18 protein-coding genes, 1 tRNA gene and 2 rRNA genes are annotated in these 23,473 nt (G+C 62.5%); 7 read left to right on the forward strand and 14 right to left on the reverse strand.

Annotated elements, in window-relative coordinates; all coding sequences use genetic code 11:
• Positions 1–79: 79 nt before the first annotated feature.
• A complete protein-coding gene (locus H4V95_RS16295) occupies positions 80–382 on the reverse strand; it encodes a DUF4193 domain-containing protein (protein WP_026553250.1) in 303 nt (100 codons plus the stop codon).
• A gap of 295 nt (positions 383–677) precedes the next feature.
• Here H4V95_RS16295 and H4V95_RS16300 point away from each other — a divergent pair, with 295 nt between their 5' ends.
• From H4V95_RS16300 to H4V95_RS16310, 3 genes are all read left to right on the forward strand, one after another.
• Positions 678–1,775 carry an alkene reductase gene (locus H4V95_RS16300; RefSeq protein WP_312884064.1) on the forward strand — a complete coding sequence of 366 codons (1,098 nt, stop codon included), beginning with the start codon at positions 678–680 and terminating at the stop codon, positions 1,773–1,775.
• Between the two features lie 98 nt (positions 1,776–1,873).
• Positions 1,874–2,212: a hypothetical protein gene (locus tag H4V95_RS16305; RefSeq protein ID WP_196866060.1), complete on the forward strand. Its 339-nt coding sequence runs from the start codon at positions 1,874–1,876 to the stop codon at positions 2,210–2,212.
• Between the two features lie 171 nt (positions 2,213–2,383).
• Positions 2,384–4,021: a peptidoglycan DD-metalloendopeptidase family protein gene (locus tag H4V95_RS16310; protein ID WP_312884065.1), complete on the forward strand. Its 1,638-nt coding sequence runs from the start codon at positions 2,384–2,386 to the stop codon at positions 4,019–4,021.
• 318 nt (positions 4,022–4,339) lie between these two features.
• On the opposite strand, the gene purU is transcribed toward H4V95_RS16310, so the two are convergent.
• The 8 genes from purU to H4V95_RS16350 form a co-directional block, all read right to left on the reverse strand.
• On the reverse strand, positions 4,340–5,206 hold the full coding sequence (purU, locus tag H4V95_RS16315) for a formyltetrahydrofolate deformylase (protein ID WP_209731088.1): 867 nt from the start codon (positions 5,204–5,206) through the stop codon (positions 4,340–4,342).
• A 42-nt stretch (positions 5,207–5,248) separates the two neighbouring features.
• Entirely contained in the window at positions 5,249–7,543 is a 2,295-nt protein-coding gene (locus H4V95_RS16320; protein WP_209731089.1) for a beta-galactosidase, read from the reverse strand.
• A gap of 129 nt (positions 7,544–7,672) precedes the next feature.
• Positions 7,673–8,878 (reverse strand): FAD-binding oxidoreductase, encoded by a 1,206-nt coding sequence (locus H4V95_RS16325; protein WP_196866063.1) that lies wholly within the window; start codon positions 8,876–8,878, stop codon positions 7,673–7,675.
• An 86-nt stretch (positions 8,879–8,964) separates the two neighbouring features.
• Positions 8,965–9,297 carry a cupin domain-containing protein gene (locus tag H4V95_RS16330; RefSeq protein WP_196866064.1) on the reverse strand — a complete coding sequence of 111 codons (333 nt, stop codon included), beginning with the start codon at positions 9,295–9,297 and terminating at the stop codon, positions 8,965–8,967.
• Positions 9,294–9,797 carry a universal stress protein gene (locus H4V95_RS16335; RefSeq protein WP_209731090.1) on the reverse strand — a complete coding sequence of 168 codons (504 nt, stop codon included), beginning with the start codon at positions 9,795–9,797 and terminating at the stop codon, positions 9,294–9,296. The genes H4V95_RS16330 and H4V95_RS16335 overlap by 4 nt, the downstream gene beginning before the upstream one ends.
• Positions 9,798–10,010: 213 nt before the next feature.
• Positions 10,011–10,547: a hypothetical protein gene (locus H4V95_RS16340; protein WP_209731091.1), complete on the reverse strand. Its 537-nt coding sequence runs from the start codon at positions 10,545–10,547 to the stop codon at positions 10,011–10,013.
• A gap of 150 nt (positions 10,548–10,697) precedes the next feature.
• Positions 10,698–10,774, reverse strand: a tRNA-Thr gene (locus H4V95_RS16345).
• Positions 10,775–10,865: 91 nt separating this feature from the next.
• Complete coding sequence (locus H4V95_RS16350; protein ID WP_245345753.1) at positions 10,866–11,729, reverse strand: thioredoxin domain-containing protein; 864 nt, start codon at positions 11,727–11,729, stop codon at positions 10,866–10,868.
• Between the two features lie 129 nt (positions 11,730–11,858).
• Between H4V95_RS16350 and H4V95_RS16355 the strand changes: the two genes are divergently transcribed.
• The 4 genes from H4V95_RS16355 to H4V95_RS16370 all read left to right on the forward strand — a co-directional run bounded on the left by H4V95_RS16355 (position 11,859) and on the right by H4V95_RS16370 (position 16,830).
• Complete coding sequence (locus H4V95_RS16355; protein WP_196868113.1) at positions 11,859–13,331, forward strand: trehalose-6-phosphate synthase; 1,473 nt, start codon at positions 11,859–11,861, stop codon at positions 13,329–13,331.
• Positions 13,324–14,109, forward strand: coding sequence for a trehalose-phosphatase (otsB, locus tag H4V95_RS16360; RefSeq protein WP_209731092.1), 786 nt, complete (start codon positions 13,324–13,326; stop codon positions 14,107–14,109). Before H4V95_RS16355 ends, otsB begins: the two co-directional genes overlap by 8 nt.
• Before the next feature lie 140 nt (positions 14,110–14,249).
• The gene (locus tag H4V95_RS16365) at positions 14,250–15,338 is read left to right on the forward strand and encodes an ABC transporter ATP-binding protein (protein WP_196868115.1); all 1,089 of its coding nucleotides are present in this window, start codon (positions 14,250–14,252) and stop codon (positions 15,336–15,338) included.
• A gap of 133 nt (positions 15,339–15,471) precedes the next feature.
• Positions 15,472–16,830 carry a DUF4032 domain-containing protein gene (locus tag H4V95_RS16370; RefSeq protein ID WP_196868116.1) on the forward strand — a complete coding sequence of 453 codons (1,359 nt, stop codon included), beginning with the start codon at positions 15,472–15,474 and terminating at the stop codon, positions 16,828–16,830.
• Positions 16,831–16,951: 121 nt separating this feature from the next.
• Here H4V95_RS16370 and H4V95_RS16375 read toward each other — a convergent pair whose 3' ends face one another.
• The 5 genes from H4V95_RS16375 to H4V95_RS16395 all read right to left on the reverse strand — a co-directional run bounded on the left by H4V95_RS16375 (position 16,952) and on the right by H4V95_RS16395 (position 23,049).
• Positions 16,952–17,491, reverse strand: coding sequence for a DUF4190 domain-containing protein (locus tag H4V95_RS16375; RefSeq protein WP_196868121.1), 540 nt, complete (start codon positions 17,489–17,491; stop codon positions 16,952–16,954).
• Between the two features lie 69 nt (positions 17,492–17,560).
• The gene (locus tag H4V95_RS16380) at positions 17,561–18,937 is read right to left on the reverse strand and encodes an FAD-linked oxidase C-terminal domain-containing protein (RefSeq protein ID WP_196868117.1); all 1,377 of its coding nucleotides are present in this window, start codon (positions 18,935–18,937) and stop codon (positions 17,561–17,563) included.
• On the reverse strand, positions 18,934–19,416 hold the full coding sequence (locus H4V95_RS16385) for a hypothetical protein (RefSeq protein WP_209731093.1): 483 nt from the start codon (positions 19,414–19,416) through the stop codon (positions 18,934–18,936). Before H4V95_RS16385 ends, H4V95_RS16380 begins: the two co-directional genes overlap by 4 nt.
• Positions 19,417–19,523: 107 nt before the next feature.
• Positions 19,524–19,640, reverse strand: a 5S ribosomal RNA gene (gene rrf / locus H4V95_RS16390).
• 244 nt (positions 19,641–19,884) lie between these two features.
• A 23S ribosomal RNA gene (locus tag H4V95_RS16395) occupies positions 19,885–23,049 on the reverse strand.
• Positions 23,050–23,473: the final 424 nt, after the last annotated feature.

Here is a 23,473-nt window from a genome sequence, read left to right on the forward strand (position 1 = left end):
ACGCCGCTGCGTCGTCGACACCCCGATCGGGGACCACCGACGGCGCAGTGGCTCGTCCGTTAAGACCCCCGATCCGGTGTTAGCCTTCGCACTCCCGGCAGAACAGAAGGTCGCCCTTTTGGCGGGCTACCTGGCTGCGGTGCCGGACCAGGAAGCAGGAGGAGCAGGTGAATTCGTCCTCCTGCGGTGGGATAACCCGGATCAGCAGTTCTTCACCGGACAGGTCGGCCCCGGGAAGGTCAATGCCCTCGGCGGTATCTGCGTCCTCGACATCAACCGAAGCCGACTGGGACTTGCTGCCGCGGTTGGCCTGAAGGGCTTCGAGGGACTCGGCTTCCTTGTCCTCATCGTTGTTGCGCGGTGCGTCGTAATCCGTTGCCATGCCGGTGCCATTCTCTTGAATTCGTTAGTGCCCTCGGGGGCAATGCAGCCACCGAGTCTAACCGGTTTATCCCGGCCAACGTGCCGGGGATATTCTCGCACGATTGCGTGACTAAGACGCCGTATTTCGGGCCTCCCGGAAGGACTCACCCGATGACACCTGTGTAAGGGAAACCGAAGCCCAAATATTCCCCTGAAGCGCCGGTTCCGGTCCCCCTTCGGAGATGCTGCGGAATACGCCATCCGTGGGCGTGGTTGCTCACTGCAGAACCTACTTCCAACGGAAAGTGCAGCCTGTGACTCTCTTCACCCCGCTCAGCATTGGTGACATTGAACTGTCCAACCGTCTCGTGATGGCGCCCCTCACCCGGGTCCGGTCGAGCCGGGAGGGCATTCCCGGCCCCATGGTGGTTGAGCACTACCGCCAGCGAGCCTCACTGGGCCTGATCGTCACTGAGGGCACCTACCCCTGTGACTCTGGCCGCGGCTTCCCCGGCCAGCCCGGATTGGTCACCCCGGAACAGGTGGCAGCGTGGCGCCAGGTGACTGATGCGGTGCACGAGGACGGCGGCTTGATTTACGCACAGGTCATGCATGCGGGCCGGGTGACGCACGAGGCCACGACCGGTGGGCACACCGTCGTCGCACCGAGCGCCGTCGCCATCGACGGCGAAACCCGTACCTACGACGGGAAGCAGCCCTACCCAATCCCCCACGCGTTGACCACCGAGGAGCTGCCCGGCGTCATCGAGGAATTTGTGCAGGCCTCGAAGAACGCGATTGAGGCTGGCATGGACGGGGTGGAGTTGCACGGGGCCAACGGCTACCTGCTGCACCAGTTCATGTTCACCGAGACCAACCAGCGCGAGGACGGCTACGGCGGAAGCCCCGAGAACCGCGCCCGGTTCATGATCGAGGTGGTGCAGGCTGTCGCTGCGGCTATCGGAGCCGAGCGCGTGGGCTTGCGCATCTCCCCCGCACCGAGCGGCCGGGATGTCCTTCCCGCCGACCCGGAGGACATTCTCGCTACCTACGGCGCCGTGGCCGACGCCCTCGCCCCGTTGCACCTCGCCTACCTGAGTGTGCTGCATGAAGACCCTGCCGGTGCCTTGATCCAGGAGATCCGCGGACGCTTCAAGGGGCCCTTCCTCGTGAACAGCGGCTTCGGCGTCATCACCGACCTGGACGAAGCCGAAGACATCCTGGCGTCGAACCTGGGCGACGCCGTCGTCGTCGGCCGTCAGGCCATCGCGAACCCGGACCTGGCACGCCGCTGGCAGGAGGGCCTGCCCCTGAACGAGCCGGACCCGCTGACCTACTACTCACACGGCGCCGAGGGCTACACCGACTATCCGTTCTATCAGGACCCGGAGGCGGCCGCTCCCGTCTCCTAGCATCCAGGCTGGTTGGAAGGCGCGGGGAACAAACAAACACCCAAGCAGGCCCATCACCATGCAAGCTATCAGCGCGCAGTCGAGGATAGAATCGCCCGGTGAAACAACGTCTTGCCGTCCTTACCCTCATCCCTGCCGCCTTCGTGCTCTCGAGTTGCGCCCAGCTTGAAGAAAGCGCCTCGGGAATAGCCAGCGACGCTGCATCACAGTTTGCTGAGGCCACCGCAGACGAACTCCGTGGCCAGGCCTGCCGCCTCGTCGAGGACGGAACAGTCAGCCTGGCGGATCAGCAGTTCCTTTCAGAAATGGTCGAATCAGCCGCAACAGCCGGGCTGCCGGCCGAGTTCACGGAGCCGTTGAGTGAGATCGCGGCTGCTGGCGACGACGTCCCCAGGGACTCGGTCGAGTCCCTGCAGAACTCCTGCGCAAAAACTTAGCAAGTCCGTTGCCCCAACCCGTTGCGCATCGGTGCGGCTTGCGTCACGCTGAGTGAGTACATATGAAGTTCCCCGTACAGGGGTGAGGTGGTGGGGGCCAGATCGCTTTCCGCTTGACGGGTTTTTACTTGCCAATCAGCTCACTCAGCGGGGATATGCCTGGAGCTGAACGTGACACCTGCCCGACCGATCGCCGACCCGAAGATGCTGGGACTGAGAAAGTCCGCAACGCGGACCACACTCGCAGTTTGCATCGCTGTCGCGGCGGTATGTGGCTCCGGCTACCAGAGCTCGTTCAGCGGCGCCCCCGGCCAGCTGGTGGCCTCGGCGGCGGACCGCGCGTCAGCGTCTTCGACTCTCCCCACCGGGTGGGTCGGCCGGGATCTCCTGGCACTCCCGGTCCCCGCAGCACAAAACTTCCTCACTCCGGTAGATCCCTTCAGGGGGTTCCCGTCAGCGACCGGAAAGGCAGCCGACGAGCCGGACGAGTTCACGGTCACCAGCGTCCAGTCCGATGACCCGGCCCGCCCCGCACCCGGTACCCTGATGGCTCCCCTCGCGCTCCTCAGCCCGAGCTCCCCGTTCGGCGAGCGCATCAACCCCATCACCGGCGAGGCGGGCGAATTCCACTATGGACTCGATTTCGCGGCCCCGTGCGGTACACCCGTCCACGCCGCCGACGCCGGCACCGTCCGCGCCGTCGGCTGGCACCCCTGGGGTGGCGGCAACCGGGTGGAGATCGACCACGGCAACGGTCTGATCACCACCTACAACCACCTGGAAGGCATCTCCGTGAAGGCTGGCGACACCGTTGCCGTCAGCCAGGTGGTTGCGGCCATCGGGTCGACCGGCTCGTCGACCGGCTGCCACCTGCACTTCGAGACCATCCGCGACGGCTCCCATGTGGACCCGGAAGGCTGGACGCTCACCCCGCTAGGCCAGGCAACAAGTTTCCAGACACCCGCGATGACGTCCTACGAGCCCGGCGAGTCGGGGGCCAGCGGACCCGTCCCGTGGGTGATCGCCATGCCACACGAGGTTTCCCACAACCATGCTGCCAATCAGGGATCCGGCAACTTTGGTGCAGGGCTGGTTATCGGCGCTGCACCCTCCCCGGGCACACCGTCGGCGAGTACCCCTGTACCCCGGACGGACACGCCCGCGCCCGCCGCCACCTCGAAGCCGACACGACCGTCGTCCGCTCCAAGCGCTGATCCATCAGCCAAACCCGGACCAGCGAAACCAGTAAAGGCTCAGCCTGCCCCTTCGGCCTCGCCACCAGAGCCCACTCTAAAGCCCTCACCCAGCACCCCGGATCCGGCCGAAGCTGGTAAACCCGACCCGACCACCAAGCCCACACCAATCCCCAAGCCGTCGCCGTCGCCATCACCCGCACCAACCTCCGAGCCTTCGCCCGCACCAACCCCCGAGCCTTCGCCCACACCGGACCCCGAGCCCACTCCGGACCCCGACCCCGAACCGACCTGTGACCCCGAGCCGGCACCGGACCCAGAAGGTGCAGGGGGCCTCGAAGCTGGTGGCGAGTCCAATCTGGAGCCCGCCCTTGTACCAATCCCATCCCCGCAGCCAACCCCGGCGCCAGAACCAGTCGTGGAAGCAAACCCCGAAGATGGTGCCCCCGAGGGGGAAGAGCCCATTGACCCCGCCTCGGGATGCGAGGCCGAGGATGAATCTGGCCAGTCACCGCACCCCGAGGAAACAGCGACGGACTCCGCCGCAGCTGGCGCAGCAGATGCAACCGAGGGTCCCAGCAACCCGGCCCCGGAGTCGGCTCCAGCAGCACCCTGACCCGCAAGGCTTGGAACCACGACAAGCGAGTAATTACCTACCTCGCCGGTGGTGTTGAGTCGAGTACCCTCTACTCGTGACGCAGCACCGGCGTCCCCGTACTCTCGGCTCATGACAAACACGGATCATAGGTGCCAATGTTGCGGCGAACTCGTTCAAGCAGTGTTCTGCGAGGACTGCTGCCTCGCAGAGGCCGCCTAAACAGTTCACCCCCTCTTTCCCGCTGCATTGACTCAACGATGAGCCGCAGCGGAAAGCCAGTTAGCTCTGCCGCGTGCAGACCGTCTGGAGCGAAAGCCCTCCCGCCAGGACGGCCAGCTACTTCAAGACCACTGTCCTGTTTCCGTGGAGGAAGACACGCCCCTCGCAGTGCCAGCGGACTGCGTTGGACAGGGCCTTCCGCTCCGTGTCCCGCCCCGCGGTCACCAGATCGTCAGCGCTGTAGGTGTGATCCACTTCGACCACCTGCTGGGAGATGATCGGGCCCTCGTCCAGCTCTGCGTTGACGTAGTGTGCGGTGGCACCAACAGTCTTCACACCCCGCGCATGAGCCTGGTGGTAGGGCTTCGCACCCTTGAAGCTGGGCAGGAAAGAGTGGTGGATGTTGATGGCGCGGCCATTGAGACGGCGGGTCAGCTCATCGCTCAGCACCTGCATGTAGCGCGCCAACACCACCAGTTCGACGTCGAGCTGGTCCACGAGCTCCATGAGGCGTTCTTCCGCGGCCGGTTTGGTGTCGGCGGTGACGGGTACGTGGAAGAACGGGATGTTGTGCCACTCGACCAGGTCCTGGTGGTCCGGATGGTTGGACACCACTGCAACGATGTCGATCGGGAGTTCACCCATCCGTGACCGGTAGAGCAGGTCGTTCAGGCAATGCCCAAACTTCGAGACCATGATCAGGACCCTGCGCCTGGTGCCCAGGGGCTCCAGTCGCCACGTCAGGTCGAGCTCCTCGGCGATCGGGCTGAACGCGGCCTGCATCGATTCGGTCAGTCCGTCGACGTCGGGCCCGGCCACGTGAACACGCATGAAGAAGTGTCCCGACTGCCGGTCCCCGAACTGCTTGAGTTCAACAATGTCCCGCTCCTGCTCCAGGAGGAAGCCGGAAACCGCGTGGACAATCCCCGGGCGTTCCGGACAGTGAAGTGCCAGGATGTGTTCAACCTCGTTGTTCGGTTCCATTGTTCGTTCAGCACTTTCGTTGCGTTGACATTGCGCTTGGGTTCATCGCGTTATCCAGGTTCGTCGCGCGCTCACGGCTGCGACGCTGTGGCGCACAGCCCTAGCTGAATATACAGCTGCGCTGATGAGGCCCTGCTCCTGCGGGTCAGTTCGGGCTGAGGGGTCGAGCCACACCTGGGCGTCAGGGTGCAGGGGCAAGACACGGAGGATCAGTTCGCGGGGGGCTTCCTCAGCTGGCCCCAGATCGACCGTCCACGAAGTGCCGTCCCAGAACCGGTCGGCAATCACCCGCCCGTCGGCTTCGAGCACCGCGACATCGCCCACCCAGTCGATCTCCAGTTCCAGTGCGGACTCCGCGATAGCCTCCGAAGGGAGCTGAAGCCGAAAGGCGGCACCCTCGTTCACCAGCATCTCGTGACCCGGCGCGCTGGCCCTCCCCTGATGTGAGCCGTACCCGGGTGCTGGCGGTTTGGCTGTCTGGAGTTGTTCGGCCGTAACCGGCCGCCGTCCGGGGTGAGACCGGACCGTCGGTTCAGTCGGCGTCAGGGAGACGAATGCGAGCGAGTCGGTATCGAAGATCTGCGGCGGAGGTCCTGGCGTCCGCACCCAGGTGACGACGTCGTCGTCGGCGGCATCCAGTTCGTCTGCGGAGAGGTAGAGGGTGCCGTCCACCACCCACGCCAGATCCGCGGTTGCGGATGGAAGGACGACGACGGCGTCGTCACCTACCGCGTGGACGAACACCTGGTCATTCGGTGGGCGGAGCACCGTCCCATCCTCCAAAGCGACAGCCACCGAGGCCCCTGGTTCCGCCGTCAACACCGCCACGGTGCCCCCGACCGGCCGGTCAAGGAGCGTGAGGAGGCTGGCCGTCGCCCACTGGATGGTCAGTTTCCCCACTTCGAGCCTGAACGGCCACCGTGCGACAGTTCCAGGGAAGATGGTGATCGGCTGGTCGGGGAAGCTCAGCGATTCCTTGCCGAGCTGCAGGTCGAACGTGGCCCCGGGCAGTGGGCTGAGTGGGTCGTGCGGCTGGTGACAGTTGATGAAGACAAACCCGCTGGTGCCATCGCTGCGGACCGCCCACCGGAGCACCTCCTTGTCCTGCACTCCCCCCGGCATTCGGTCCGGCAGGGAGGAAGGCATCGTCGCCAACCGGCTTCCGACCGCTGCGAGGAACGCATGCTGCCGTCGCAGCATGGCGTGGGTTTCGTTGAGTCGGCCCGAGGCGCCGACCGGGGCGTGGAAGTCGTAGTCGAACTCCGGCATGTCATTGGGGTAGCCGGTGGATTGTGATTCCTGGAGTCCGGGACCCGGGTTGGTTCCCCCGACGTACATGTAGTATCCCTGCCAGGCCGACCCGTTGCCGATCTTTGCGTTGGCGACGGCAGCGATATCGGCGCCGGAGAGCAGTGGACGGCGGTGATAGGCCGTGGCCATTCCGCCGCCAAGCTCACAGGTCACCGGCGGGAACTGGGGCGAGACGGTCCCGCGGCTGTCTGGCCGCTGGCCACCGTTCATCAGGAGGATGTCCGCGCCGATTCCGGGATCGTCCCACACATGGGAGAAGAAGTAGTGTTCACGGAACGTCGGGTCCCAGTCGGCGTCGGCGTCAACCCAGAATCCGTCCGCGTACCCTCCGTACATGGGCAGCACCTCATCCGGCGGCAGTTCCGCGCTGCCCCAGCCCGTCGCCATCCACAGCGGGGCGGACATCCCACAGTCGCGTGCCATCCGCTTCAGGGTGAGGATGTGCTGGGGCTGGTCATAGATCTCAATTTCCAGCTGGATCCCGATGATGCGCGAGGTGTCACCGAAACGCCCGGGAAGCTGCGCCGCGATCGCCGTGAACCACCCGCGGACCAGCTCCAGGTACGGTGGGTCATCCGTCCGATGCTGGACCGGCGCATTCTGGACCCAGTCGGGGAACCCACCGTTGCGGACCTCGCCGTGGCACCACGGTCCGATCCGGAGCACCACGTCCAGATCGTGGGCGGCGCACAGCTCGACAAACGCTGCGAGGTCGAGGTGGCCGGCGAAGTCCGGCGGCTGCTCGCTCTGCGGTTGGTGGTGGATCCAGAACACATAGGTGGCGACGGTGGTGATGCCACCGGCCCGCATTGCCTGCAGTCGGCGGGCCCAGTCCCGGCGTGGAACACGGCTGAAGTGAAACTCGCCCGACACCGGGATGTAGGGGGCGCCGTCGCGTTCCAGATAGCGGGTGGTCAGGCCAATCCGGGTGTGTTGATCGTGAAGGTTCGCCATCGTCGGCCTCGTCTGCGCGGCTGTCCAGGGCCGATGGGTCAGGGACAGTGGGGACGTCGTTGGCGGGTTCACCCTGACACCCTATCCCGGAGCGCGTCCGTGGGGACGGACCTCAGCCCGGGCGGTGAGGTCCGTCCCAACAGGGGCCAGTGCCCTTTTTATACCCCTAGATCAGCCAGAGGAACTGCTGCGCGATCGGGATTACTGGAAGTCGGCGAGCCAAAGGTCGGGGCCGAAGACCTCGTACTGGATGTCTTTCGCGGGGATACCGCGCAGGATGAGTGAACTGCGCACCGATTGCATGAAGGCCAGGGGTCCGCACAGGTAGTACTCGGCGTCGTCGGGCAGCGCCAGGGTGCTCAGATCCATAAAGCCTGCGAGTTCGCCCGGCGGGGTCTCGTCTTGTGACGGTTCAAGCAACCAGGTGGTGAGCGACGCGTCAGCAAGGCCCGCCAGGTCCGCGCTCACCTGGTCCTTCAGGGCAAAGGAAGCGTTTGAATTGTCTGCGTGCAGCAGAGTCACGCTGCGGGTGGACTCGGACTGGGCGAGGTGGGAGATCATCCCTGCCATCGGTGTGATGCCGATCCCCGCGCTGGCGAATACCACCGGCCTGCCGCCGGCAGCGAGCACCACGTCGCCGAAAGGGGCCGAGAGCACCACCTCATCCCCCACCTCGACGCTCGAGCACAACAGGTTGGACACCTCACCGTCGGGGGTGGGAAGGCCATGAACCCGTTTGACGGAGAACTGCCGGTGCAGACCGTCATCAGCCTGGGTGAGGCTGTACTGCCGCGGCTGGTGGATGCCGTCGGGCATCAGGGCCTTCAACGTTACGTATTGGCCGGGCAACGACGGTTTCACCTCACGGGCGTCGATGCGCTCCACGACAAAAGTGACGACGTCGTCGGTTTCCTGAATCTTCTCGGTGACCCGCCAGGTGCGCCAGACGGATTCCGGTGTCAGGTTTACGGCGGCGTACATGGTGCGTTCCTGGTTGATCAGCATGTTGGCCATCAGCCAGTACACCTCGTCCCAGGCAGCTGCCACCACCGCTGTCACAGCATCTCCAAGAACGTCGACGATTGCCCACATGAGATGTTCGTGCACCACCTGGTACTGATCTGCTTGAAGCCCCAGTGAGACATGCTTGTGGGAAATCCGCGACATCAGGTGATCCGGCATTTCGTCGGGCTGATTCACCAGCATGCCGGCGAAGGCAGCAACGGATCCAGCCAGCGCCTGCTGCTGTCGTCCATCCGCCTGGTTTCCGCGGTTGAAGAGCCCGTCCAGCAACTCCGGCCGGTCCTCGAACATGTGGACATAGAACCGCTTAGCGATTTCGCCGATATTCTCGCCAACAACCGGAAGCGTCGCTGCGATGACCGGCCGGGATGTATCAGAAAGCATTTGGGTCCTTAGTTTGGTGGTGACGAGAGTCTTGATGTGGTGGCGAGCGCCCGAGAGCGTCCGCGGTCCCCTGCTGGGAGCACTTTTTACTGGTGTTTGGCGACGGTCAGGAGCACTACCGAGTCTTCAATTGCCTCCAGGGCGTGCCGTGAATCGGGAACAACAAGGAGATCGCCGGGTAACCCGTTCCAGGTATCCTGCCCAGCGGTCAATTCCACGCGACCGTGGAGCACTTGCACGGTCGCTTCACCCGGATTCTCGTGTTCGCTCAGTCGGCTGCCGCCCCGGAGCGCGATCACGGTTTGGCGCATGACCTTCTCAGGCCCACCGACTATGGTGTGCGCGCTGCGGCCACTCGGTGCGTGCACAGCGATCTCCAGTTGATGGCTCTGCAGCGCGGTCAGGGACGTTTTACTCAATTGACTTGACCAGCGGAGGCTCCCACGCCGGGCAGGGTGCCGGAGCCAGCTGTTGCTGTCTCCAGGCCACCATGTGAGACGAGGACGGGGCAAGGGGCCCGCTCGGCGACCGTTGAACTCACCGATCCCAGCAGCAGGCCTGCAAATCCACCGTGTCCCCGTGAGCCGACGACCACCATCGAGGCACGCTCGCTCTCGTCAATGAGCACTTTCGCAGCGTTTCCTTGACGAATACGGCGGTCAACCACGGCGGGAATTCCTTCGGGGAACGCATCAATCAGCGCCTGGTCGAGTGCCTTCCCCGCTACTTCCTCATAGTTCCAATCCAGGGGCGTGTACACGCTGAGGGCAACGGGGTGGTGCCACGCTGCAACGGCATGAACCACGTCGCCCGCGAGCGGAACCAGACTCATCGCCAGCTGCAGGGCGGCAACAGACGACGGTGACCCATCCACGCCGACCACAATGGCACGTTGGTGGGCGTCGGATGGTGTTTCCATGGGTGATCCTTTTTCTTGGGGATGCTGCTCCTTCAATGGTGTTCCCCGCGGGCGTGGAGCGGTAGGGCCGAAGTGCCCCCCTTGTGGTTTGGCGTGACGCACGGCATGCAGGCAGGCAGGCAGCAAGGGCGGAGGAAATCCGGAGCCGGGGCAGCCAGGGGCTCCGCTAAAAGCTTGTTGGACGGGGGCAACGGATCACTCGAACCTGAGGGTTCAGGAGCATGACTCTTTCGCCATGGTCATCTTGACCCGGGTATCAGTGACCTTGATGTTGGGCTGCTGTTCGTAGCGCACGTCTATCCCGGAGGCCGTTCCCTGGCGAACCTCGGCGGGGATGGACACGGCTACCACGATGTTGACCTGCTCTCCAGGATCAATGACGTATCCCTCAGCCGGTAGGGCCTGATCCAACCGGACCCGAATCTCCGGGTCTTTGGTCAGTGTCGAGCTCACGCCGATGGCGGTGCCCGGACCAGGTTCCATGGGAATGATGTAGGCGTCCTCGATCAGGATGTCCTTGGCATCCAGCAGGGTCACAGCCATGATGGTTACCGGCTGGTCGCCGTTGTTGTTGATTACTTCACCGACGACGGCCGTTCCCTCACTGGGTGGGACATCCACAAAGCACATTTCATCGAGGCCTTCATCCGTGAGGATGCTGGAGTATCCCGGGCTGAGGGAACAACCGGCCCCGGCGATCAGGAAGCCCAAGGCCAGAGAGGTGGCTGCGCTCTGTCGCATCGAATACATCAGATTCCCTCCAACATTTGTTGAGAGGCTTCAGTATTTCCGCCGACCCAGATTGATCGACGTCGATTTTGGCCCCCGGCCCAGACGCGCCGTTTCACGAAGCTAAGCAGTCCGGAACGGTTGGCACAAGAGGCGCAGCGGAGAAATTGGTGGAGCCTCCTGCCGGATTCGAACCGGCGACCCCCTGTTTACAAGACAGGTGCTCTGGCCAACTGAGCTAAGGAGGCGAACTACTGGCAGAGCCAGCTGGCGCCGTCGTCCAGAAAACCGGCCGATTGCGCACAGTCCAGATTAGCCCAGCCGAAGCGTCAGCGAAAACTAGCCCTTGGCGTCGATCTTCTCCTGCGTGAATTCCGCGAAATTGTCAATGGCCTCGGGCACCGCTTCGCCATCCACGTAGATGGTCGGCGTCCCGGTGATGCCGTCCAGCTCGGCCGCTTCGGTGGTGAAGTTGACCCAGGGCCGGAAGGTGCCCTCGGACAGGCACGTGGAAATATCTGCCGCACCCACCGTCGAAGCGAGACTCGCCAGCCCGGCGTCGTCGAGCTCGCCGTTCTCATAGTTGGCGAACACCCCGGTGGAGTAGTCGAAGTACGCCTCGGGGGATTCCTCGGCGACGCAGGCGAGGGCATTCGCGCCCCGTGAGGAGAAGTCGGTGGACGAGTTGCGGTCCAGATAGGCCACGTTGCGGTGCTCCATTGTGATCTCACCGGCGTCGAGCCAGGTCCTGATCTGCTCCGCGTGGGTGCTCTCAAACTCGGCGCAGAATACGCAGTTTACGTCCACATAGGAGACCACCTGGACCGGCTCAGCATCGGCCGAAGCAGCGATGCCTGGCGGCAGTTCCCCGGCAGGTCGTGGGTCGGTCGGCAGGGTCGCCAGGTCGACGTTTCCTGTCTCGAAGGATTCCATCCCGGTGCTCGACGAAAGCACAATCCCGCCATGTTCATTGCCGCCGGACGGTGCCGGGCCGGCGTCGGGCACCTGCCCGCGGATGGTGTTGGTGACGATCAGCGCCACGACCACCAGGATGGCCGCCACAGCCGCCACCACCCCCCATCGGATGAGAAGACCCTTGCGCTTTTCCTGGCGTTCATGGGCCTCGCGAAGCAACCTCGCCTGCTCGCGGGCTTGCGCCGAGCGCTGCGATTTGGACGGTTTTTGGCTGGAGCTGGGCGTCATCAGTCCTCGTCATCGTTGGGTACGCGTAGTCTCAAGCTTAGCGAGCCATCGCCTGCCGCCGACGACTGAACAGTCGTCGCCGCCCAAACGGTAAAGTACTAAGTAGGCCTACTATGTGCAGGAGTCAGCGTGCCGTCAGCTACACCCCCGTCCGATAACACCACCGCCTACGGCGAATTCGAGTTCATTGTGGTGTCCAACCGTTTGCCGGTCGACCGGGTGGACACCAACGGCAGCAGTTCCTGGCGTCGCTCCCCCGGTGGCCTGGTCACTGCCCTGGCACCTGTCATGGCCAAGGCCGACGGCGCGTGGGTGGGCTGGCACGGCGCACCCGATGAATCCCTCGACGCGTTCGACCACGACGACATGCGTCTGGTCCCCGTGCACCTCACCGCCGACGAAGTGGAGTTCTACTACGAGGGCTTCTCCAACGCCACCCTGTGGCCGCTATACCACGACGTGATTGCCCCCCCGGAGTTTCACCGTCACTGGTGGGATTCCTACCGCCGGGTCAACGAACGCTTCGCTGAAGCCACCGCTGCGGTCGCTGCCGAGGGCGCCACGGTCTGGGTACAGGACTACCAGATGCAGTTGGTACCCAAAATGCTGCGCGCGGCCCGGCCCGACCTGAAGATTGGCTTCTTCAACCACATCCCGTTTCCCCCGTTGGAGATCTTCGCCCAACTGCCCTGGCGCCGCCAGGTGATCGAGGGCCTTCTGGGCGCCGACCTGATCGGATTCCAGCGCCCCAGCGACGCCAGCAACTTCCTGCGTTGCGTCCGACGCTTCGTTGGGCACACGGTCAAGCAGCAGCAGGTGCACGTCGAGCTGGAAGAGGGCGGCCCCAGTTACACCTCTCGGGCTGAGGCCTTCCCGATCTCGATCGACGTCGACCAGATCATCACGCTCGCCAACCGCGAGGACATCATTGAACGGTCCAAGGAGATCCGCCGTGAGCTCGGCAACCCGAAGCACATCCTGCTCGGCGTCGACCGGCTCGACTACACCAAGGGGATCGGCCACCGGCTCAAGGCCTACGAGGAGCTCCTCGCCGACGGGCATGTCAAGGTGGAAGATGCCGCGCTGATCCAGGTGGCAAGCCCCAGCCGGGAACGGGTCGAACAGTACCGGTTGCTGCGCGAGGAAATCGAGGGAGCCGTCGGGCGGATCAACGGCACCTACGACACCATCAAGAACACCGCCATCCGCTACCTGCACCACAGCTACCCGGTGGAAGAGATGGTTGCCCTGTACCTGGCCGCCGACGTCATGCTGATCACCGCCCTGCGCGACGGCATGAACCTGGTGGCCAAGGAATACGTGGCAGCGCGCACCAGCAACAGGGGTGCGCTGGTGCTCAGCGAGTTCGCCGGGGCCGCCGACACCCTCCGCCAGGCGGTCCTGATCAACCCGCACGACATCGACGGACTCAAGGCCGCAATTGTCACCGCGGTGAACATGAGCCCGGCCGAAGCGACCCGGCGGATGCGCATCATGCGCCGCCAGGTATTGCAGAACGACGTCGAACGATGGTCCCAGGCCTTCCTCGCAGCGCTGCAGGCGGGCAACCAAGAGAACCCCCAGGAGACACCGCATGCCTGAGAGCCTGAACCCCGTGCTGCTGAAGGCGCTGGAATCGATCGCCGCCGCCGACCACCTACTGATCGCCCTGGACTTCGACGGCACCATGTCACCGCTCGTCCCCCTCGCCGCTGACGCCCGGCCGCTCCCCGGGTCAGCCAGCGCGCTGTCAGCCTTGGGGCAGCTCCCGGAGACGACGACGGCGCTCGTCTCCGGCCGGGCCCTTGACAGCCTCCGCTCGGTCGCGACCCCCGACCCGGAAACCCTGTTGATCGGTAGCCACGGCGCCGAGACCTGGACCGGACCCGATGGTGCTCCCCTGACACTGACCGATCAGCAGACCGACCTGCTTCGCCGGGCCACTGCCGCCGTCCAACGCGTGGTGGATGCCCACGCCGGGACCATGCTCGAGTCCAAGCCCGCCGGCGTCGTCCTCCACACCAGGACCGCTGACGACGACGTCGCGGCAGCCGCAACGGACGCGGCCCGCGCCGCACTGGATCAGCTGGAGGGTGCCCACATCACCGATGGCAAGCGCGTATTGGAAACCTCAGTGATCAGTGCCGACAAGGGTCAGGGCATCAGGTCGCTGCGGGAGTACACCGGTGCCACGGCAGTGCTGTTCGCCGGCGACGATGTCACCGACGAGCATGCATTCGCAGCACTCGAAGCTCAGGACCTCGGCATCAAGATCGGTGAAGGGCAGACCCAGGCCGCTCACCGGGTCCATTCACCCGAAGAACTGGTACTGGTCCTGGAGCATTTGCTCACGCTGCGCCGTGGCAGTGCGCAATCCTGATTTATCTGCCATACTCGGATTCTGTGACGCACACCACCTGCCGTCTCGATGAGGCGTGGTCAGGGCGACACAGGTAACTGAATACTCTCCATTCACAACGGATCGTCGGGCACGTACCTGCCCGTGAAAAGGAAAAACAAATGGCAACGGTGACGTTTGACCAGGCAACACGCCTGTACCCCGGGACAGATAAGCCCGCGGTTGACAAGCTCGACATTCAAATCGCTGATGGCGAATTTCTCGTTCTCGTGGGGCCCTCCGGCTGTGGCAAGTCCACGTCGCTGCGGATGCTCGCCGGACTCGAAGATGTGAACTCGGGACGTATCCTCATTGGCGACCGCGACGTCACGGATGTCCCGCCCAAGGACCGCGATATCGCGATGGTCTTCCAGAACTACGCGCTGTACCCTCACATGTCGGTGGCTGACAACATGGGCTTCGCGTTGAAGATCGCTGGCGTATCCAAGGAAGAGCGGGCCGAGCGGGTTCGCGACGCCGCGAAACTGCTTGACCTTGAGCCCTACCTCGACCGCAAGCCCAAGGCACTCTCCGGTGGCCAGCGGCAGCGTGTTGCAATGGGACGCGCGATCGTGCGTAACCCACAGGTGTTCCTCATGGATGAGCCCCTCTCCAACCTCGATGCCAAACTGCGCGTGCAGACCCGCACCCAGATCGCGTCGCTGACCCGCCGCCTGGGTGTCACCACTGTCTACGTGACGCACGACCAGGTTGAGGCAATGACCATGGGCGATCGCGTGGCGGTCCTCAAGGATGGCGTCCTCCAGCAGGTCGACACTCCACGCAACCTGTACGAACGCCCCATCAACGTCTTCGTGGCAGGCTTCATCGGCTCCCCCGCCATGAACCTGCTGGAACTCCCCGTCACCGACGGCGGCGTGAAGTTCGGTGGCATCACCTACCCGGTTGCCCACGAGGTGCTCGACGCAGCACACGGCGGCACCGTGACCCTGGGTGTTCGTCCGGAAGACCTCCAGATCGCACCGGATGGCCAGGGCCTGCAGGTTGAGGTCGACGTCGTCGAGGAACTCGGCGCCGACGCCTACATCTACGGCCACACCACGCTCAACGGGGAAGAGCAGGTCATCGTGGCACGCGTCGACGGACGGCGCCCACCAATGAAGGGCGACACCATCTACGTCACCCCAGAAAAGGGCCACGTACACCTCTTCGACATGAAGGACGGACTGCGGCTGGCCGACCACGTCTAAGCTAGCCCCGCTGTCCGAGCGGAACTGACCCGAGTACGGTGGTCTTTGGATTGTCTTTCAATTCAGGGGCCACCGTACTTCGTTAAGTACCGTATTTCGTTAAGTAGTAAACAGTTACAACAAAGGGCAACACATGAACGATTTGCCAGACGCCGAGTGGCACGACGAGCCAACCGACTGGGACCAGCCCGGCAAGCTGCCGCGCACCAGGGGCGGCTCGGGTCCAGGCACACTGGGCTCCCTGAACATCACCGCTGCCGCCACCGACCCCGAACTCCTGGACCTGCCCTGGCATATTGGGTTGGAAGAGTGGCCAGCACAGTACCTTGCCGCGTTACCCCGCGGAATCTCACGGCACATTGTCCGGTTTGCCCACCTTGGCGGTTCGGTCATTGCTATCAAGGAGACCAGCGAGCACGTTGCCCGGCATGAATACCACATGCTGAGGAAGCTTCGGCGGCTTGATGTGCCGAGCGTGGAGCCGGTCGCTGTCATCACCGGCCGGAAGGCCCTGGACGGTTCCGACCTTGATCCGGTGCTCGTCACCCGGCACCTGAAGTTCTCGATGCCCTACCGCGCGCTGTTTTCCCAGACACTGCGGCGGGAGACCTTGACCCGCCTCATCGATGCCCAGGCGCTCCTGCTGGTCAGGCTGCATCTCATCGGGTTTTACTGGGGCGACGTTTCCCTGTCGAACACCCTGTTCCGCCGTGATGCTGGAGCCTTCGCCGCCTACCTGGTCGACGCCGAGACGGGAGAGCTGTACCCGGGGCTATCTTCCGGGCAGCGGGAGTATGACCTCGAGATCGCCCGCGTGAACATCGCCGGTGAGCTGATGGACCTCGCCGAGGGTGGCCTGATTGAGGAGAAGGTTGACCCCCTGGCCACCAGCGAGCTCATCATGGACAGCTACCGCCGTCTCTGGGCCGAGCTGACAGACCAGGAATCCTTCGACCTCAACGACCGGTGGCGCGTGAACGCCCGGATCCGCCGGCTCAACGAGCTGGGGTTCGACGTGGAAGAATACGCCATCCAGACCGAGGCCAACAGCTCCCAGATCCAACTACAGCCCAAAGTAGTCGACGCTGGGCACCATAGCCGGCGGCTGCTGCGGCTGACCGGGCTCGATGCCCAGGAAAACCAGGCCAGACGGCTCCTCAACGACATGGACGCCTACCGCGCTGACAACAACCCCGACGTCGACGAGGAGCTCAGCGCCCATCTCTGGGTCACCCAGGTGTTCGAACCGATTGTGCGTTCCGTCCCGCGCGAACTGGGCCGCAAGCTGGAACCGGCGGAGGTGGTCCACGAGGTGCTGGAGCACCGCTGGTACATGTCGGAGAAGGAGGATCGCAACGTGCCAATGGCTGAGGCTGTGCAGTCCTACCTCGACTCCATTCTGGTGCACCGCCGCGACGAGGCAGCCATCATGCTCACCGCCGACACAAAGTCGATCGACATTCTGGGCGGCGGCGCGCGCGACTCGCCCTAACCCGGCTCGCAGAGCCACTCGCCTACACCGGAAACACGCCCGGAGTCATGGTGGGAAGGGCCGATACCGGCACTTCCCACCAGCCTCTGGGCGCGTCTGGTGGCGTTAGGGAACTAGCGCTTTATGGGCACTGAATCGTCTCGCCATTGAACGTCTGGGTGCCCGGACCGGCCTGTTCGCAGAACTCTGCTACTTCGGAGATTAGAGGTGCGAACGCGATGACCGTGACGATGAGGATAACAGTGGCGATCACAGCAAGCGCACCTATGATAATTCCGGCAAGGGCGAACCCATTGCCCATCCGTGCCCTGCGGGACTTCACCATTGCCACGATGCTGACGATCAGACCGACAACGTTGAGGAACGGGATCAACGACAAAATGAAACCAATAATGCCAAGTGTCTTGCCGGGGTTCTCGGTCTGCTGTCCGTATCCGCCTGGGCCGGTTCCATACGGGCTCTGGCCATACCCGCCCTGCTGACCGTAAGGGGGCTGCTGACCATACGGAGACTGGCTGGACTGCCCCTGCTGCCCGTAGGGAGCGGGCTGGCTGCCCGGTGCGGGCTGCTGCCATTGCGGGCCGGCCGGGTACTTCGAAGGGTCCTCGCCATGGCCGCTGCCCTGCTGGTTGGGCTGATTGCCCGGATAGTTGTCAGACACGTTGAATCCCCATTCATGTTCATGATGCTGCCACCTGGCAGCGATAGCACTTATTCTATCCACCGGAGGCTATGCCGTGGCGGTAATGGCCTTCCCCGGGTTCAGGATGCCCCGCGGATCGAACACTTTTTTGATTCGACGCTGGAGGTCCAGGACTTCCTCCGCTTGCTCCCAGGGGAGCCACCTCAATTTGTATTGGCCAACCCCGTGCTCCCCGGTGATTGTGCCGCCCAGGCCCAGCGCCAGACGCACCGACTCGTCGAGGGCAAGGTCGAGCCGCGCCACGCCCGCCGGGCCCTCGGCCGCCGACACCCAGAAGGTCGGATGCAGGTTACCGTCACCGGCGTGGGCCACCACTTTCAGCAGGACCGCATGCTCGGCAGCCACCCGCTCGAGCTGTGCAATGTAGTGCACCAGCTGGGACCGCGGCACGGCAACGTCCTCGCCCACCCGGAATTCGTCGTCGACCTCGTCCCCACGGCTATGCCGACGAAGATCAATCAGGCGTGCCGCCTCACCGACGTCCTGTGAACTGACCGTACCGCCAAGCGCCGTCAGAACCACGCGGACGACGGCGGCTTCCGCCTCAGCCCCGAATCCATCAGTCTGAATCAGCAACAGGGCACCGCCCCGCTCGCGAAGGTTGGACCCATGCGCTCCGTCCAGGGCAGTCAAAGTCATGCCGTCCAGCAATTCCATGATGGCTGGCTGGACGCGTGCCTCCCCTACCGCGAGGACCCCCGCGGCAGCGGCCTGGACGTCGGGAAAGAAGGCGGCAAGGGTCTGCTCGCTGTGGGGCAGGTAGCGCAGGCGCACAGTGATGCCGACGACGATCCCCAGTGTGCCTTCCGATCCGACGAACAGCGAGGTCAGATCGTACCCGGCGACGCCCTTGAAGGTCTGCACGCCCGTCCGGATCAGCGTTCCATCGGCGAGGACCACGTCCAGAGCAAGGATCGAATCGCGGGTCACACCGTACTTCGCACACCGTAGACCGCCGGCGTTGGTCGCCACATTCCCACCGATGGTCGAGATCCGGTAGCTGGCGGGATCCGGCGCATACATTAGCCCATGCTCGGCGGCTGCAGCGTTGAGGTCGGCGTTGATCACACCGGGCTCGACGACGGCGGTCTCGTCCAGTGGATTCATCGCAGTAATGCGGTTCATCCGGTCCAGGTTCAACACAATGCATCCCGCAGTGGCGTGGGCTCCTCCCGAGACTCCGGTACCCGCGCCCCGGGGAACCACCGGGACCTGGTGAGTGTGCGCCCACCGCATGATCTGCTGCACCTCGTCGACCGACTGCCCCCAGACCACCGCCGCAGGAGAGTGAAGGCTCAGGACCGGACCCTGGTCCCTGGCGTAGGGTTCGACGTCGAAATCGGTAGACAACACTGCACCCTGCGGCAGGAGTGCACTCAACTCCGCTATCAGTTCGGGAGTCACAGGATTGCTCCCATGAAGCGCTTGAACTTCTCGAGCGCTGTCGGCCAGAAGGCCTCGTAGAGGGAGCGTTCCGTGTGCGACTGCTGGGCCGTAGACCACCCCCCGTGTGTCAGGGATACCAAGGTGCCCTCGTCTGGGATGCGATCAAACCTGAGGGACAGCTCTGTCTGGGTGCCTCCGGGCAACTGATGGTGCCAGGCGAGGTCAAGCCGGCACCCGTCTTCTCGTCCGACGACGTCGGCCCACACGGCTTCCTCATTCTCGGGAGAGGTTTCGACCAGTGTTCCGTCCTCGAGATCGAAGAAACTGCCGACACCGTAGATACTGAGGTTTTGTGCGGGCCACCAGAGATGAATGTTGTCGACAAAGCCCGCATACGCATGATCCGGCGGAACCGGGACGTTCACGCTGTAGGCCAGCACCGGTGCTGGGTCGGGTTCTGCCGGTAGGGGCACGGCGTCCGAAAAGAGGTTGCTCATATTTGACGACTTTACCGGCTGCAAGCAGCACCTTAGGGAGCCGCCTGCTGTGGGGTGGTTAAGTGCGGAAGGCCCCACCGTGGGGTGGGGCCTTTCGTCTAATGGTTGTCCGGCGGCGTCCTACTCTCCCACACTCTCTCGGGTGCAGTACCATCGGCGCTGTGGGTCTTAGCTTCCGGGTTCGGAATGGGACCGGGCGTTTCCCCCACGCTGTGACCGCCGTAACCCTTTTACCCGTTCCCCCTGGTGTGGTTGGTCCTGGTGTGGACCGCACCCGTATCCGGGGGTGGGAAGTTTGTGGTTACAACATTTTCAGTGGTTGTTTCCTGTATTTTGTTGTTCCCCCACGGTTTTATGGTGGGGGTGGTTCCTGTTGTTGGTTGGGAACCGCATAGTGGACGAAAGCAGCATATCTTTTACACCATCCGGGGTGTGAACGTCTTTTGATGCCGTTCACGGGTGGTGTGTGTGGTGTAAGTTATCGGCTTATTAGTACCGGTCAGCTTCACAAGTCGTTAGTCCTTGCTTCCACGTCCGGCCTATCAACCCAGTGGTCTGGCTGGGGGCCTCTCACACAAATGTGTATGGAAATCTCATCTCGAAGCAGGCTTCCCGCTTAGATGCTTTCAGCGGTTATCCCATCCGAACGTAGCTAATCAGCGGTGCACTTGGCAGTACAACTGACACACCAGAGGTTCGTCCGTCCCGGTCCTCTCGTACTAAGGACAGCCCTTCTCAAATTTCCTGCGCGCGCAGCGGATAGGGACCGAACTGTCTCACGACGTTCTAAACCCAGCTCGCGTACCGCTTTAATGGGCGAACAGCCCAACCCTTGGGACCTACTCCAGCCCCAGGATGCGACGAGCCGACATCGAGGTGCCAAACCATGCCGTCGATATGGACTCTTGGGCAAGATCAGCCTGTTATCCCCGAGGTACCTTTTATCCGTTGAGCGACGGCCATTCCACAATGTACCGCCGGATCACTAGTCCCGACTTTCGTCCCTGCTTGAGATGTCTCTCTCACAGTCAAGCTCCCTTGTGCACTTACACTCGACACCTGATTGCCAACCAGGCTGAGGGAACCTTTGGGCGCCTCCGTTACTTTTTAGGAGGCAACCGCCCCAGTTAAACTACCCATCAGGCACTGTCCCTGACCCGGATTACGGGCCGAAGTTAGATATCCAGTATGACCAGAGTGGTATTTCAACGATGACTCCCCCTGAACTAGCGTCCAGGGTTCACAGTCTCCCACCTATCCTACACAAGCCACACCGAACACCAATACCAAACTATAGTGAAGGTCTCGGGGTCTTTCCGTCCTGCTGCGCGTAACGAGCATCTTTACTCGTAGTGCAATTTCGCCGAGCTTATGGTTGAGACAGCGGGGAAGTCGTTACTCCATTCGTGCAGGTCGGAACTTACCCGACAAGGAATTTCGCTACCTTAGGATGGTTATAGTTACCACCGCCGTTTACTGGGGCTTAAATTCCCAGCTTCGCACCCCGAAGGGCACTAACCGGTCCTCTTAACCTTCCAGCACCGGGCAGGAGTCAGTCCGTATACATCGTCTTGCGACTTCGCACGGACCTGTGTTTTTAGTAAACAGTCGCTTCCCCCTGGTCTCTGCGGCCCCACAACGCTCACAACAGCAAGTGTCGGTCACGGGTGAGGCCCCCCTTCTCCCGAAGTTACGGGGGCATTTTGCCGAGTTCCTTAACCATAATTCTCTCGATCGCCTTAGTATTCTCTACCTGATCACCTGTGTCGGTTTGGGGTACGGGCGGCTAAAACCTCGCGCCGATGCTTTTCTAGGCAGCATAGGATCACCGGATCCCCGCATAACGGGGCCCATCGGGTCTCAGAGACGGTATCAAAACCAGGACCACGGATTTGCCTATGGTCCCTCCTACATCCTTAGACCGGGGCAACCATCGCCCGGCCCGGCTACCTTCCTGCGTCACACCTGTTAATACGCTTACCTCCCAGGATCAGGTCCCGCGCTCCACCAAAAACCACGTCACCCCGAAGGGTGGGCAGTCAGGTATTGGGCGGTTAGTATCCCCTGCTCAGTATGGGCGGTTTTTCGCCGGTACGGGAATATCAACCCGTTGTCCATCGACTACGCCTGTCGGCCTCGCCTTAGGTCCCGACTTACCCAGGGCAGATTAGCTTGACCCTGGAACCCTTGATCATTCGGCGGACGGGTTTCTCACCCGTCTTTCGCTACTCATGCCTGCATTCTCACTCGTGTAGGCTCCACCGCTGGTTTACACCGCGACTTCACCGCCCACACGACGCTCCCCTACCACTCCAGACGCCTGAACTCAGGAGAACAAGTCTCCGGCTTAGCTAATATCTGAAATCCACAACTTCGGCGGTGTACTTGAGCCCCGCTACATTGTCGGCGCGGAATCACTTGACCAGTGAGCTATTACGCACTCTTTCAAGGATGGCTGCTTCTAAGCCAACCTCCTGGTTGTCTTCGCAACTCCACATCCTTTCCCACTTAGCACACGCTTAGGGGCCTTAGTTGGTGGTCTGGGCTGTTTCCCTCTCGACTATGAAGCTTATCCCCCACAGTCTCACTGCTGCGCTCTCACTTACCGGCATTCGGAGTTTGGCTGACGTCAGTAACCTTGTAGGGCCCATTAGCCATCCAGTAGCTCTACCTCCGGTAAGAAACACGCAACGCTGCACCTAAATGCATTTCGGGGAGAACCAGCTATCACGAAGTTTGATTGGCCTTTCACCCCTACCCACAGCTCATCCCCTCCATTTTCAACTGAAGTGGGTTCGGTCCTCCACGACGTCTTACCGTCGCTTCAACCTGGCCATGGGTAGATCACTTCGCTTCGGGTCTAGATCACGCCACTCACTCGCCCTATTCAGACTCGCTTTCGCTACGGCTTCCCCACACGGGTTAACCTCGCGACGTAACACTAACTCGCAGGCTCATTCTTCAAAAGGCACGCCATCACACCACCACCCCCGAAGGGATGACAACGCTCTGACGGATTGTAGGCACACGGTTTCAGGTACTGTTTCACTCCCCTCCCGGGGTACTTTTCACCTTTCCCTCACGGTACTTGTCCGCTATCGGTCATCAGGGAGTATTTAGGCTTACCAGGTGGTCCTGGCAGATTCGCACGGGATTTCTCGGGCCCCGTACTACTTGGGATACTCTCCAAACGGCAGCACGCATTACGGTTACGGGACTTACACCCTCTCCGGCCGGCCTTTCAAGACCGTTCACCTATACGCCTGCACTCATTTCACTGATCCGGCAGAATCAGAACGGAAAGTCCCGCAACCCCAGTGATGCAACGCCCGCCGGCTATCACACACCACTGGTTTAGCCTCATCCGCGTTCGCTCGCCACTACTAACGGAATCACTATTGTTTTCTCTTCCTGTGGGTACTGAGATGTTTCACTTCCCCACGTTCCCTCCACGCACCCTATGTGTTCAGATGCGGGTCACCCGGTCCATCGCTGGCCAGGCGGGGTTTCCCCATTCGGAAATCCTGGGCTCACAGTCCGGTTATCGACTCCCCCAGGCTTATCGCAGATTCCCACGTCCTTCTTCGGCTCCTGATGCCAAGGCATCCACCGTGTGCCCTTAAAAACTTGACCACAAAAGATCAAAAAACATATCGAGAAAACCATGGAAACAAACATAAAGTCTGAAACCAAGATTTTTTGAAATTGCTTCTTATTTTTAAGATGCTCTCGTCCACTATGCAGTTCTCAACCAACAACCCCACACCACCAGCAGACAACCCCCACAAACGAGGATCCCGCTGCCATGGCAGGGAAAAACCAGAAACACCAACACCCCAACCCAACCCACACCACCCACACACCCCGCCCCACCCCCACCAAACAGCAGGAGAAGAACAACACATGTGAACCGTGCACGAGAATCAGGGCCCTGTTATTTCAGGACCCAACAGTGTGCCATACGATAAACCCGATCACCACCAACCAACACCCTTTCCACACCACCCCCGAAGGGATGACCGTACTCAACTGCCAGCCGGCGCCACCAGGCACCTAT

The sequence above is a fragment of the Arthrobacter sp. CAN_C5 genome (genome assembly GCF_017875735.1).
GTDB lineage: Bacteria > Actinomycetota > Actinomycetes > Actinomycetales > Micrococcaceae > Arthrobacter_D.